Raw genomic sequence first — 12916 nt, 5'->3', positions numbered from 1 at the left:
ACCTTAACAAAAATTATTTAATACAAATATATAGATAATATAACAATTTTTTTCAAAAAGAATAATATGCAATTTTACATATCATGAAAACTTTATATTTTATAGTTTTAGGAATAGGATTACTATGCAATAATTATTATATGAAATTTCAAAAATACTTCCTATCCACCATAATCCTCTCATCATATAAAACTTATTAGTTAAAGGAGCAATAAACATGAAAACACATGACTTCCTTACAGAAATCCAGAAGGGCTCTGAGCCTAATCCATATCAAGATCCTATTGCATTTATTTTCGTTTGCCTTTCCGTAGCCATATACACATTTTTCAAACCTGCTAAATAATATCCTGTAATGAGAAAAAGCCTACCGCTTTTTTCGAATCATATGCACTAAAAAACCTTAGAATCACTTCTAAGGTTTTTGTTTGCCTCGCTTCTTATTCACGTAACCCTTTAATAAACGTTTCCAACAATACATGTAAACTTATATCTAAATCTAACGGCAAACCAAATCCGCCTTGCTGTTCAATCGAAGCAAATCCATGACAAATACTTCTGAATCCGCGTGTCGCATGAAGTGCATTCTCTCCTTCTAAGCCATACTGTTGTAAAACCTGAAGACAAAGCTTTACAATTCCGTCACCTGCTTTTCTTACTTCTTCATCTCGTAAAAAAGTTGCTTCATATAGTCCAGGATGTTTTCGGACAAATGCTACATACGCTTCTCCTAAAGCATGAATTGCTTCATCCATCCGTTTATCCTCGGCAGCTTCTTCCAGTCTGTTATGCAGCTTTTTGATTCCGTAAATGCCAAGATTTTTCCGTACATCTTGTAACCCTTTTACATGATTATATAGTGAGGGCGAACGTACCCCTAACGTTTGCGCTAATGAAGCTAACGTTACTTCTTGTACTCCATTTGCATCTGCAATTTCTGCTGCTGTTTCTACAATTTTTTGTAATGTAAGTCCGATTCTCGGTGACATCAATTAACCCTCTTTTCTACTTTCTATATTCCGCTTCGCTTCTTTAATAGCAAGCTCTATGAAAGCCACTGGATCGTTTATCATTTTTCCATGTCCTGCCGCAAGCAAGGAAGGCTCATATTCTCTTAACTTCTCTGCACTTTGTAATGATATTTCTTTGCTCCACGTTGCCATCGCCGGAAACGGAAACCAAAATTTCATTTGTCCTGAAACAGCCATACCTCCTCTTGTTTGGAATGCATCTCCGACAATAAGAGCTTTATTTCTTACATCAAGAAACGACATGGAGCCTGGCGTATGTCCCGGTGTCATAATCGCAAGAAGCGATCCAACTCGGTCGCCATCTTCTAATAAAATATCAGGTACCGTTTTTAATTTTTCAGGTACACCGCCTTTTATCGGTATATTCGGTTCATCCTTTTGTAACGTCATATCTCCTTCTAACAGCTTTGCGTCCCGCTTAGAAATATAGACTGGAACATGAGGAAGTACTTCCTTTAATGCATCTAATGCACCGATGTGATCATCATGCGCATGTGTTAATACAATCTTAGTAATTGGTTTTCCTATTTTCTCAGCCACCTGTAAAATACCTTTTGCGCTATATGGCAAAGCCGCGTCAATTAAAGTTAAACCATCATCTTCCTCTACAAAGTAACAATTTACAGGAAACGCTCTTGGCAAAAATGACAATTGATATACCGTTTTTTCATGTATCATCCTCATAGTCCCATCTCCCTTTTCACGAAAGCTAATACCATTAGTTTTATTATACTAATGGTATTAGCTTTATTATACTAATGGTATTAGTTTTATGTCACTAAAAAAATTTTTTTTCAAAAAAAGAACAGTAGCCGTATAAACGACTACTGTTCTTTAAAGATATTAAACTGTGTAACGCTCATCTTCTAAAATTTTCGCAGCGATTTCACGTTTCTTCGGAATTACGTTAAGTGGTGTGTGGCGAGTTAATTTACGTAATGATGATAACATCATGCGCAGCATGTCGCCGTTTTCAACTGCGATAAGTGTTTCTTTCGCATCTGCTTCGATTTCGTTAAATGCTTCTTGGCAGAATACTTCAGTGTATAACACTTTTTGTTTATTCTTTTCAAGACCAGTTGTTTTGATCGCTTTTTCTGTACGAAGAACAGCTGATTCCATTGCGTATAGATTGCTTACGATGTCAGCGATATTCACAAGAATTTCTTGCTCTTTATCTAATGCTTTACCGTATTTTTGAGCCGCTAATCCAGCTACCATTAAGCCGATTTTCTTCGCATTAGTTACTAAATACTTTTGAAGTGCTAATGGCTCATCGCCTACTTCTTCTGGCATCATCATCATTAACTCTTCTTGTAATTTTTGTGCTTTTTGAAGAAGTGGTAATTCACCTTTCATCGCTTTACGTAAGAACGTACCTGGTACGATTAGGCGGTTAATTTCGTTCGTTCCTTCGAAAATACGGTTAATACGAGAATCACGGTACATTCTTTCAATCTCGTACTCTGCCATAAATCCGTAACCACCGTGAATTTGAACACCTTCATCTACTGTATAGTCTAATACTTCAGAACCGAATACTTTGTTTAAAGAGCACTCGATTGCATATTCAGCGATAGAAGCTGCTACTGCTTTACCGTCTTTTACTTCTTCTTCAGATAATGTGCTCATGCGGCTTTCGAATAAACCTACTGTACGATATACAGAGCTTTCAGCTGCATATGTTTTTGCTGCCATATTCGCAAGTTTCTCTTGAATTAATGGGAAGCGAGCGATTGGTTGTTTGAACTGTTGACGTTGGTTTGCATATTGTGCTGAAATTTCTACTGCACGTTTCGCAGATCCAACTGTACCAACACCTAATTTATAACGACCGATATTTAAAATGTTGAATGCGATAATATGACCTTTACCGATTTCACCAAGTAAGTTTTCTTTCGGTACTAACGCATCTTCTAAAATTAACGTACGAGTTGAAGAACATTTAATACCCATTTTCTTTTCTTCTGGGCTTGTAGATACGCCAGCGTAGTCTTTCTCTACGATAAATGCTGAGAAGTGCTCTCCATCGATTTTTGCATATACAACGAATACGTCAGCGAATGCAGAGTTTGTAATCCACTGTTTTTCACCATTTAATACGTAATGTGTACCTTCTGCATTTAAACGTGCAGTTGTTTTTGCACCTAATGCGTCAGATCCTGAACCTGGCTCTGTTAATGCGTATGCAGCTAATTTTTCACCAGTTGCAAGTAATGGTAAATACTTTTTCTTTTGCTCTTCGTTACCGAATAATACGATTGGTAAAGATCCGATACCTACGTGAGCACCGTGAGTAATTGCAAAGCCACCAGCGCGAGAGAATTTCTCTGCGATTAACGCTGAGCTTACTTTATCAAGACCAATTCCGCCGTACTCTTCTGGTACGTCAGCGCCTAATAAACCAAGTTCCCCAGCTTCTTTTAAAAGACGAACTGAACGATCAAATTCATGTTGCTCTAAATATTCAAGCTCTGGAAGAACTTCATTTACGATAAATTCCTCTGTCGTTTTTGCAATCATTTTATGCTCAGATGAAAAATCTTCTGGCGTAAACACTTGATCAATCGTAATCTCATCTACTAAAAAGCTACCGCCTTTAACCGCATTTCCTACTGTTTTTTCCATGAAAATTTCCTCCTTCATATTTTCATGAGCCGCTTCTCTCTTTTTGAAAGAAGCTGGCTCTCCCTTTTTTTATAAACCTTTGTTGCTTCCATTCTTTGCATTGGCAGCGTCTCGTTCTGAGCGAACCGCTTCCACTTTTTTTATAATCCAGTTCCAGTGGCTAAAACAGTCGGTCGTTTCCCCCCTTCCTTTGAGGCAAAAAGCGCCTCTTCGTCAGGGCTTCCAACGCCCTCCTGTTCTAAACGAGCCACCTGCACTTTTTTATAATCCAGTTCCAGCGGCTAGAATGTTCGGTGGCTTCGCTTCTTCCTGCGAGGCAGAGAACGCCTCTACGTCTGAAGCTCCATCCCCCTCACATTCTGAACGAGCCGCTTCCACTTTTTATAGTAATTCAAATACTCCCGCTGCTCCCATTCCGCCGCCGATACACATTGTTACGATACCGAATTGTTCGTTGCGGCGTTTCATTTCGTGAATAAGAGATAGTGTTAGTTTTGCCCCTGTACAGCCAAGTGGATGTCCAAGTGCGATTGCACCACCGTTTACGTTTACTTTTTCTTCATCTAAACCAAGTTCACGAATAACTTGAATTGATTGAGAAGCGAATGCTTCATTTAGTTCAAATAAGCCAATATCAGATAGCTCTAAGCCAGCTAGTTTTAGCGCTTTTGGAATTGCAGCGATTGGGCCGATTCCCATTACTTCTGGTGGTACGCCAGCTACTGCAAATGAACGGAATTTCGCAAGTGGCTTCATGCCATCGCTCACTGCTTTTTCGCGATCCATTAATAGTACAGATGCTGCACCGTCACTCATTTGTGAAGAGTTACCAGCTGTTACAGAACCGCGAACGTTAAATGCTGGACGTAATTTCCCTAAAATGTCTAGCGTCGTCTCTGCTCTTACACCTTCGTCTTGTGCGAAAGTGATTGTTTCTTCTTGCAGTTTATTGTTTGATCCAACCGAGCGTAACGTCACATCTACAGGTACTGTTTCATCAGCAAAGTTTCCTGCAGCTAATGCTTTTGCAGCACGTTGATGACTTCTTACTGCAAATGCATCTTGCTCTTCACGAGAAATTCCATATTTCACAGCAACTTGCTCTGCTGTATGTCCCATACCCATATAATATTCTGGAGCCGCTTCTACAAGGCGACTATTCGGACGAACAACGTGTCCCATCATTGGAACTAAACTCATTGATTCTGCTCCGCCTGATAATACAGCTTCAGAGTGACCAAGCATAATACGCTCTGCTCCGTAAGCGATACTTTGTAAACCTGAAGAACAGTAACGGTTAATCGTAATAGCTGGAACATCGTAAGAAAGTCCTGCTAATCCGCCGATATTACGAGCCATATTTAAACCTTGCTCTGCTTCTGGCATCGCACAACCGAAAATTAAATCATCGATTGGTCCTTCATAATTCGCACGCTTTAACGTTTCCTTTACTACTAACGCCCCTAGATCGTCAGGACGAACTGTTTTTAATGAACCCCTCTTTGCCTTTCCAATTGGTGTTCTTGCTCCCGCAACAATGACAGCTTCTCTCATGAACGATATCTCCCCTCGTTATTAGTTACGTAATGGCTTTCCTTTTACAAGCATGTGCTGCATTCTTGCTTGTGATTTCATCTCACTTACTAAGCTAATAAATGCTTCACGTTCTACATCTAATAAATATTGCTCATCAACTTCTGTTCCGTACGGTACTTTTCCGCCCGCAATGACATATGCAAGTTTCTTCGCAATGTGAAGGTCATACTCTGAAATGTAACCAGATAAATGCATTGCTTCTGCACCAAGTGCAAGAGTTGCATATCCTGTTTCCCCAACAACTGGTATCTTTTTGCGGATTGGCGCTTTGTAACCAGCTTCATATAAAGCAAGTGCTTTCTGTTTCGCATCGTATAGTAAGTGATCACCATTCACACTAATACCATCTTTATCACCTAAGAAGTTATGAGAAACTGCTTCTTGTCCTGAAGTTGAAACTTTCGCCATTGCGACTGTTTCGAACACTTTATTTGCAACTTTTTGCAGATCAAACTCTACACCGTTTGCCATTTTGTTTAAGTGTTTAATGTATAGCTCTTTATTACCGCCTCCGCCAGGGATTAAGCCAACACCAACTTCTACTAAGCCCATATACGTTTCACTAGAAGCTTGAATGCTCGCTGCTGGTAAGCAAACTTCTGTACCTCCGCCAAGCGTCATACCATATGGTGCTGCTACAACTGGCTTAGAAGAGTACTTAATTTTCGTCATTGCATCTTGGAAGTTTTTCACAACTAACTCAATTTCAAAGTAGTTGTCGTCTTGTGCTTCCATTAAGATCATTGCTAGGTTCGCACCAACGCAGAAGTTCTTCGATTGGTTACCGATAACAAGACCTTTATAATTCTTTTCTACTTCATCAACAGCGTAGTTAATCATTTGCGTAATATCCATACCGATTGCATTGCTCTTCGAATGGAACTCTAAGCAAAGGATGCCGTCGCCTAAATCAATTAAGCTCGCTCCGCTATTTTTCTTTAATACACCATTTTTCGCTTTTAATTGCTTAAGAGAAATTGCTTTTTTATTACGCTCGATTAGCTTATATTCGCCATTATCGTAATAGTAGCTATCGCCGTTATCATGTTTATAGAAAGTAGTGAAACCTTTCTCTAACATTTCTTTCACCCAAGTAGGAACAACTACGCCTTTTTCTTCCATCTTTTGAACAGATTTTTCAACGCCGATTGCATCCCACACTTCAAATGGCCCTTGCTCCCAGCCGAAGCCCCACTTCATCGCTTGATCAATTGCAACGATATCGTCAGCAATTTCTTTATGAAGTTTTGCAGAGTATAAAAGAGTTGGTGTAATGATGTTCCATAATAACTCTCCTGCACGGTCTTTTGCGTATACAAGCGCTTTCAATTTATTCGCTAATCCTTTTTCTTGTTTACTTAACTCTACGGATGCAGCTTTTAATTTTTTACGCGCTTCGTATTCCATCGTTTCAGGATTTAATTCTAAAATTTCTTTTCCTTGTTTTAAGAAGAAGCCTTGACCCGTTTTACTTCCAAGCCATTTTTTCTCAAGCATGTCATGCATGAAAGCTGGTACTTTAAATACATCACGCTCTTCTTCTTGCACATTTTCATATACGTTATTTGCAACGTGTACGAATGTATCTAAACCGACAACATCTAATGTGCGGAACGTTGCGCTCTTCGGACGACCAATAAGTGGGCCTGTTACAGAATCAACTTCCCCAATGCTATAGCCGCGTTTTACCATCTCTTGAAGAGTAACAAGTAAACCGTACGTACCGATGCGGTTTCCAATAAAGTTTGGTGTATCTTTTGCGATAACAACGCCTTTTCCAAGAACGTCTTCGCCAAATAGTTTCATGAAGCTTAATACTTGTGGATCTGTTTCTTTCGTCGGTATTACCTCTAGAAGTTTTAAATATCGTGGTGGGTTAAAAAAGTGTGTGCCTAAGAAGTGTTTCTGGAAGTCGTCTGAACGACCTTCTGCCATTTTTTCAACTGAAATACCTGACGTATTCGAGCTTACGATAGAACCCGGTTTACGAACCGCATCTACTTTTTCAAATAGTTTCTTTTTAATATCTAAGTTTTCAACTACTACTTCAATAATCCAATCTACATCAGCTAGACGCTCAAGGTCATCTTCTAAATTACCTGCTTCAATCAGTGCTAAATTTCCTTTCACTGTCAGAGGAGCTGGTTTTTGCTTTAATAGTTTTTGCACAGCCATATTACTAAAACGATTTCTCACACTTTTATGTTCTAATGTAAGTCCCTTCGCTTCTTCTTCTTTCGTAAGCGCAGGTGGTACAATATCAAGCAATAATGTCGGAATACCAATATTAGCTAAGTGTGCCGCAATTCCCGAACCCATTACGCCTGAACCTAGAACAGCAGCCTTTTTAATTTGGAACATCCAATTCTCCCCCTATTCTTGAATGAATGCTCATTCAATTTTTCGACATAAGTCGCAATCAATGAGTGAGCCTCTACTAATAAATATATGATACTGTTTAAATTTTCGCAATATATTTATTGATAAAATTTTCTGAAATAAATATTTTTCTTTTATTTGGCTATGCTATACATGTGTATTTTCTTTGTTTAAATGCACTTTTCCTTTTTATAATCTGACGAAACTGGAGGAATATATATGGCAAAACTTAAGAAGAACCCTTCAAAGGCTGGAATTAGTGCAGCTAGTGTAACTGGAAACGCAGGTCCGCATAACCACGGTGTTGAAAAAGGACGCCAAGGTAATAACCAACAATATAAAAAGCATAATATGGGCGAAAAATAACGCTATATTTTTGGGCAGAGAACGTGGCATAATGATTAATGGCTGCTTTTTCTGCCCAATTTATTTGTAACAAATGAGGGAATTATAATGAAACGAACAATAGTTATGATTGTAATGATTGCCACACTATTTACAGGGATGATTTTCTTCTCTTATGCACAAAGGCAACAAGCTGTAAGAGCTGATCAACCTAACATTACTGGGCAATATGGAGTTACAATCGATGCAGACACAGGTGAAGTTTTGTATGGAAAACGCGAAGACGAACGCTCTTATCCGGCTAGTATAGCCAAAATGATGACAACCCTTCTTTTACTAGAGAATGTAAAAGAAGATGAAGAAATTACAGTTACAGAAAACGCAATTAAAACAGAAAGTCAAAGTAAGAAAATTAAACTTCGTGCTGGGGAAAAGTTAAAACGTGATGAGGCATTAAAACTGATGCTTATCATTAGTGCAGATCCAATAGCTGAATCCATCGCAGAACATATTGCAGGATCAAAAAATGAATTTGTGAAAATGATGAATACTAGAGCGAAGGAACTCGGTACAAAGCATGCGACTTTCAAGAACGCAAGTGGTGCTGATGCACTTGGAAATAAAGTATCGCCATATGACATTGCTATTATTACGAAAGAAGCATTAAAGTATCCAGTTGTTTTAGAATATATGAATTCAACACGTACAACTCTACATACTTCAGAACGCTCTCCAAACATCGCAAACTACGGACGAGAAGAACTATATGACGATCCATATGCGATTGGAAGTAAAAGCGGTCTATCAGCACTCGGAAAATATACAGTCGTAACAGTGGATGAAAAAGACGGTAAACGCGTCATTAACGTCGTATTATCTTCTACTCGCGCGCAACTATATCCTGATACGAAGAAAATGGCACATTATGCATTTCAGCAATTAAAATAACCAAGGAGTATTTTCTCCTTGGTTATTTTTTAACCATACCTTTTAATACGAACGCAACGTTTGCTGGACGCTCTGCTAGACGGCGCATGAAATATCCATACCAATCGTTTCCATAAGGTACGTAAACACGCATTTTGTAACCTTCTTTTACTAGCTCAAGTTGACGCTCATTACGAATACCATATAACATTTGGAATTCAAATTGATCCCTTGGAATATTATGTTCTTCAGCAAGTTTTTTTGTATATTCAATAATTGCTTCGTCATGTGAAGCAATTGCAGTATAATTTCCATTTAATAAGTGCATTTTAATAATCTTTTTATAATTGTCATCTACATCTTTCTTGTCCGGGAACGCCACTTCTTCAGGTTCTTTATAAGCTCCTTTTACAAGACGTAAATTAGGTTTATAAGCATTTAAATCCTCAATATCTTTTTCTGTACGATATAGGTAAGCTTGAATAACAGTACCAATATTATCGTACTCAGATTTTAATTGTTTAAAGATATCAATTGTTTTACCGCAGCGTGTATAATCTTCCATATCAATTGTAACGAACACACCATTTTCTTTTGCAGCTTCTAAAATACGGCGCATATTGTTCATTACGATTTCATCAGAGATATCTAATCCCATAGAAGTCATCTTTAAAGAAAGCTGCGAATCAAGACCTTCTCTTCCAATTGCACGGATCGCTTCAATCGATTGGTTAGCCATTTCATTTGCTTCCGCTTCATTATCAACGAATTCACCTAAATAATCGATTGTTACACAAAGACCTTGCTTATTTAATTGTTGAATGGCAGCTGTCGCTAATTCAATCGTCTCCCCTGCGACGAAGCGACCTGCACCAAAGCGTAAACCGTACTTTTTAGCCAGTTTTGTTAGCGCTTTATTTTTAGATAAGAAAAGAAACGAATTTCGCATTAATTGTTCCATGTAATTCACCCCTATGACTGTAATTTATCTGTTTTTTACCCCTCTTCAAAATTATATCATTGTTTAAAATTATTGGATACAAATAATTATTTAGATAATTTATAAAATACTATAAAAACATTTAAAAACCTATATTTCTGCTTATAAATATACCTGAAATATTTTTCGACATTTAGAAAAATGGAGTTTAATAGGTATAAAATAGGCATGTCGAAAATATTCGACATGCCTATAAAATCCTTTATATTCCATGTAAATTATATAAGGATATTAATACAGAAAACTTGCGATTATATTTACCTCAAGTTTTTTTATTGCTCATTTCGCTTCTCTTCATTCAGCCTTTTAATATCTGTAATTAACTGTACCATCTCTTCTTTCGCATCTGGATAAGTTTCATTCCAATGCTTTACTAAAGCTGGCATCGTCTTAGCTATGTAAGAATACAGTGCCCACTTCTGTACCTGTTCTTTTCTCTCTTCATTGCTCTCTCCAAGTAACAGCTCAGTATATTTCTCCAGTAAACCATCAAACTGCTCGTTAAACTTTTCACTCATTTTATTTACCTCCTATATGAAAAAAGCAGCGAAGATCGCTGCTTTTTCTTATAATTTTGATCGAACAGAGTTTAATTTTTTCTCCATTGTGCTTACTTTATCACGACGATCATCAATACGAATAGTTGTTGCAACACGCTGTGCACCTTTCGTATATGGAACTTCATGCATTTGTTGTATTACTTCTAGAATGACAGGAAGATCTCCTTCAATAATTGTATTCATCGGTGTTAATTGATACTTCACGCGATCCGCATTTTTCTCTAGCACCTTTTGTACTTCTGCTACATATTCACTAACACTTGGATTACCTGTTCCTACTGGAATAATCGATACATCAACAATTGCCATAGTAGTCTTCCTCCTATAATCGTTTCTTATATATCCATTGTCTATTTTACCGAAATCCTCATCATTTTACTAATATGTTACTCTTCCACTTTAAACTGCTCGACTAATCTTTCTAAATCTCTCATATGTTCTGTCAAACTTTCCATCGTGTGAGCTACCTTTTCTAAATGATTCACCTGTGATTCCGTTGCAGCATGTACCTCTTCAGAAACAGCTGCACTTTCTTGACTCGTACCAGCAATTGTATGCATTACCGCTGTAATTTCCCCTTGCTCATAACCTATGTTATGTACCTCTTCTACAATTTTTTCAACTGAAGTACTAATCGTATTTACAACTGACATAATTGTACGGAACTCCATTTCCGCCTCTGACGTCACTTTATTTTGCACATCTGCAATGTCTTTCAATTTACTTACAACTTCTACAACCCTTTTTACTTCTAATTGTACATCACCAATCATCATTGTGATTTCTCCGGTTGCCTCTTTTGATTGTTCCGCTAATTTCCGAACCTCTTCAGCAACAACCGCAAATCCCTTACCTTGCTCACCTGCACGGGCAGCTTCAATCGATGCATTTAAAGCAAGTAAATTTGTTTGATCCGAAATGCCTTTTATAAGCTCAACAACATTTTGAATCGATCCAACTCTTTGTTCTAACTTATCCGATGCTTCTTCTGTATGAACAACAATCGAAGATGATTGTCCCCTCGTACGGATTAAATTCCTCATTGTATTTAATCCTTGCTTAGATGCCTCTTCCGCTTTGCCAGCCACTCCTTTTATTTCACCAACGGAGCTATTCATTTGTTCTACTGACTCCGCCATATTCTCGAGCTGAGCTGAAACTTCATCCACACTATTCGCAAGAGTAGAAGCTCCTCCGCTCACATCATCCATCGCTCCTGAAACTTCTCTACTAGCCGCTACCGTTTCATTCGTTAAATAATGTAAACTATTCGTTGATTGTTGCACCGTTGATACGCTGTTTTTAATTTTACTTACCATTTCATTCATTTGTTCAACCATATCATTAAAGTGCTTAGTCAACTCTCCAACTTCATCTTTACTTGTCACTTTCATTCGCAGCGTTAAATCGCCTTCTGCTACTTTTTGCACGTGATTCTTTAATAGTTGCAGTGGTCTTGCTAATCTTCTTGAGAACAAGTAGGAAGCTACGATTCCAACTAATAAACTAATACACGCCATTATAATAACTGTATTTCTCGTACTATTTAATAGCCCATCGATCGTTTCTTTCGGATAAAAGATTCCTATCGTCCATTTCATCGTATCAAATGATTGACTGTAAACAACTACATCTTCACCTTTTATTGTAGTGACCGCATATTTTGTTACCTCTTTATTTAAGCTCTTTATAAGTGGTTCTTTAGAAACATCTTTTCCTATCTTTTCTGGATAAACAAGAGCCATATTTTTATCATTTATAATAAACATTTCTCCGTCATTATTGTATTGAATATTGTGAAGCAACTTCTGAATCGTCCCAAGCGATACATCCATCGCAACAACGCCTAATACAGACCCATCTTGAGCTGTAATTGCTTTAGAAACACCTACACTTAACTTTCCTGTTGCAATTTCATAAGAAGGTTGTCCCCAATGGACCTTTTTTACATCAGCCTCTGAATCTTTATACCATGGTCTTGTCGTTGGATCATATCCTTCTGGCACTTGCCCACCTTCAGCAAGATTGGCACTTAATGTTTTTTTATCTTTCGTACCAATATATAAATCTAAAATACCAGGATGATTCTTTTTATACTCCGCAAACTCTTTCGTTAAAAACGCTTCCTCTTCTGGAGTAACCCCACTTTGAAGTATATTACGAATCATCTCACTGTTCGCGTAATACCCCATATCTTCATCCGTTCTTTGAACAAATGTCGTAAGTTGCTCTGTCACAAGATCCATCGCATTTTGAGAATACTCGTCTAAGGAACGCACTTCCTTTTCTTTCTGTAATTGATACACAGCTGTACCCAATATTACGAACATCATAGAAATAAGAACTGAAAACACTACCGCAATTTTTAAACGTAAACTTCTTAACATCTTCCCCCCAGCATCCCCTTTGCATTAAATTAAAAAACTTATTAATCATTATATTAAGTATAA

General features: G+C 37.7%; 11 protein-coding genes. 2 read left to right on the top strand and 9 right to left on the bottom strand.

What is annotated here, in order from left to right:
* Window positions 1-440: 440 nt before the first annotated feature.
* The 5 genes from ACTFRM_RS27775 to ACTFRM_RS27755 all read right to left on the bottom strand — a co-directional run bounded on the left by ACTFRM_RS27775 (window position 441) and on the right by ACTFRM_RS27755 (window position 7616).
* Entirely contained in the window at window positions 441-989 is a 549-nt protein-coding gene (locus tag ACTFRM_RS27775; protein ID WP_000074925.1) for a TetR/AcrR family transcriptional regulator, read from the bottom strand.
* 3 nt (window positions 990-992) lie between these two features.
* Window positions 993-1715 carry an MBL fold metallo-hydrolase gene (locus ACTFRM_RS27770; protein WP_440043794.1) on the bottom strand — a complete coding sequence of 241 codons (723 nt, stop codon included), beginning with the start codon at window positions 1713-1715 and terminating at the stop codon, window positions 993-995.
* A 159-nt stretch (window positions 1716-1874) separates the two neighbouring features.
* Window positions 1875-3659, bottom strand: a complete 1785-nt coding sequence (locus ACTFRM_RS27765) for an acyl-CoA dehydrogenase family protein (RefSeq protein ID WP_440043793.1) — start codon at window positions 3657-3659, stop codon at window positions 1875-1877.
* 381 nt (window positions 3660-4040) lie between these two features.
* A complete protein-coding gene (locus tag ACTFRM_RS27760; RefSeq protein WP_001206324.1) occupies window positions 4041-5213 on the bottom strand; it encodes an acetyl-CoA C-acetyltransferase in 1173 nt (390 codons plus the stop codon).
* A 21-nt stretch (window positions 5214-5234) separates the two neighbouring features.
* Window positions 5235-7616: a 3-hydroxyacyl-CoA dehydrogenase/enoyl-CoA hydratase family protein gene (locus tag ACTFRM_RS27755; protein ID WP_075676795.1), complete on the bottom strand. Its 2382-nt coding sequence runs from the start codon at window positions 7614-7616 to the stop codon at window positions 5235-5237.
* A gap of 237 nt (window positions 7617-7853) precedes the next feature.
* Between ACTFRM_RS27755 and ACTFRM_RS27750 the strand changes: the two genes are divergently transcribed.
* Together ACTFRM_RS27750 and ACTFRM_RS27745 are read left to right on the top strand one after the other, a co-directional pair.
* A complete protein-coding gene (locus tag ACTFRM_RS27750; RefSeq protein ID WP_001096344.1) occupies window positions 7854-8000 on the top strand; it encodes a YuzL family protein in 147 nt (48 codons plus the stop codon).
* Window positions 8001-8087: 87 nt separating this feature from the next.
* Complete coding sequence (locus ACTFRM_RS27745; RefSeq protein ID WP_000831463.1) at window positions 8088-8927, top strand: D-alanyl-D-alanine carboxypeptidase family protein; 840 nt, start codon at window positions 8088-8090, stop codon at window positions 8925-8927.
* 22 nt (window positions 8928-8949) lie between these two features.
* Here the strand turns inward: ACTFRM_RS27745 and ACTFRM_RS27740 are convergent, their stop codons facing one another.
* From ACTFRM_RS27740 to ACTFRM_RS27725, 4 genes are all read right to left on the bottom strand, one after another.
* Window positions 8950-9867: a proline dehydrogenase family protein gene (locus ACTFRM_RS27740; protein ID WP_000436783.1), complete on the bottom strand. Its 918-nt coding sequence runs from the start codon at window positions 9865-9867 to the stop codon at window positions 8950-8952.
* Window positions 9868-10178: 311 nt separating this feature from the next.
* The gene (locus ACTFRM_RS27735) at window positions 10179-10424 is read right to left on the bottom strand and encodes a YusU family protein (RefSeq protein WP_001290594.1); all 246 of its coding nucleotides are present in this window, start codon (window positions 10422-10424) and stop codon (window positions 10179-10181) included.
* Between the two features lie 48 nt (window positions 10425-10472).
* Window positions 10473-10775, bottom strand: coding sequence for an MTH1187 family thiamine-binding protein (locus tag ACTFRM_RS27730; RefSeq protein ID WP_001018860.1), 303 nt, complete (start codon window positions 10773-10775; stop codon window positions 10473-10475).
* 77 nt (window positions 10776-10852) lie between these two features.
* A complete protein-coding gene (locus ACTFRM_RS27725) occupies window positions 10853-12853 on the bottom strand; it encodes a methyl-accepting chemotaxis protein (RefSeq protein ID WP_322372839.1) in 2001 nt (666 codons plus the stop codon).
* Window positions 12854-12916: the final 63 nt, after the last annotated feature.

The sequence above is a fragment of the Bacillus cereus group sp. MYBK227-1 genome, assembly GCF_051916325.1.
Classification (GTDB): domain Bacteria; phylum Bacillota; class Bacilli; order Bacillales; family Bacillaceae_G; genus Bacillus_A; species Bacillus_A cereus.
This window is presented reverse-complemented; position numbering and strand designations above follow the sequence as displayed.

What these genes read in the sequence shown, in the direction of transcription:
- ACTFRM_RS27725 (WP_322372839.1), bottom strand. Translation starts at nt 12,853, where the DNA reads ATGTTAAGAAGTTTACGTTTAAAAATTGCGGTAGTGTTTTCAGTTCTT.
- ACTFRM_RS27765 (WP_440043793.1), bottom strand. Translation starts at nt 3,659, where the DNA reads ATGGAAAAAACAGTAGGAAATGCGGTTAAAGGCGGTAGCTTTTTAGTA.
- ACTFRM_RS27770 (WP_440043794.1), bottom strand. Translation starts at nt 1,715, where the DNA reads ATGAGGATGATACATGAAAAAACGGTATATCAATTGTCATTTTTGCCA.
- ACTFRM_RS27745 (WP_000831463.1), top strand. Translation starts at nt 8,088, where the DNA reads ATGAAACGAACAATAGTTATGATTGTAATGATTGCCACACTATTTACA.
- ACTFRM_RS27760 (WP_001206324.1), bottom strand. Translation starts at nt 5,213, where the DNA reads ATGAGAGAAGCTGTCATTGTTGCGGGAGCAAGAACACCAATTGGAAAG.
- ACTFRM_RS27740 (WP_000436783.1), bottom strand. Translation starts at nt 9,867, where the DNA reads ATGGAACAATTAATGCGAAATTCGTTTCTTTTCTTATCTAAAAATAAA.
- ACTFRM_RS27755 (WP_075676795.1), bottom strand. Translation starts at nt 7,616, where the DNA reads ATGTTCCAAATTAAAAAGGCTGCTGTTCTAGGTTCAGGCGTAATGGGT.
- ACTFRM_RS27730 (WP_001018860.1), bottom strand. Translation starts at nt 10,775, where the DNA reads ATGGCAATTGTTGATGTATCGATTATTCCAGTAGGAACAGGTAATCCA.
- ACTFRM_RS27735 (WP_001290594.1), bottom strand. Translation starts at nt 10,424, where the DNA reads ATGAGTGAAAAGTTTAACGAGCAGTTTGATGGTTTACTGGAGAAATAT.
- ACTFRM_RS27750 (WP_001096344.1), top strand. Translation starts at nt 7,854, where the DNA reads ATGGCAAAACTTAAGAAGAACCCTTCAAAGGCTGGAATTAGTGCAGCT.
- ACTFRM_RS27775 (WP_000074925.1), bottom strand. Translation starts at nt 989, where the DNA reads ATGTCACCGAGAATCGGACTTACATTACAAAAAATTGTAGAAACAGCA.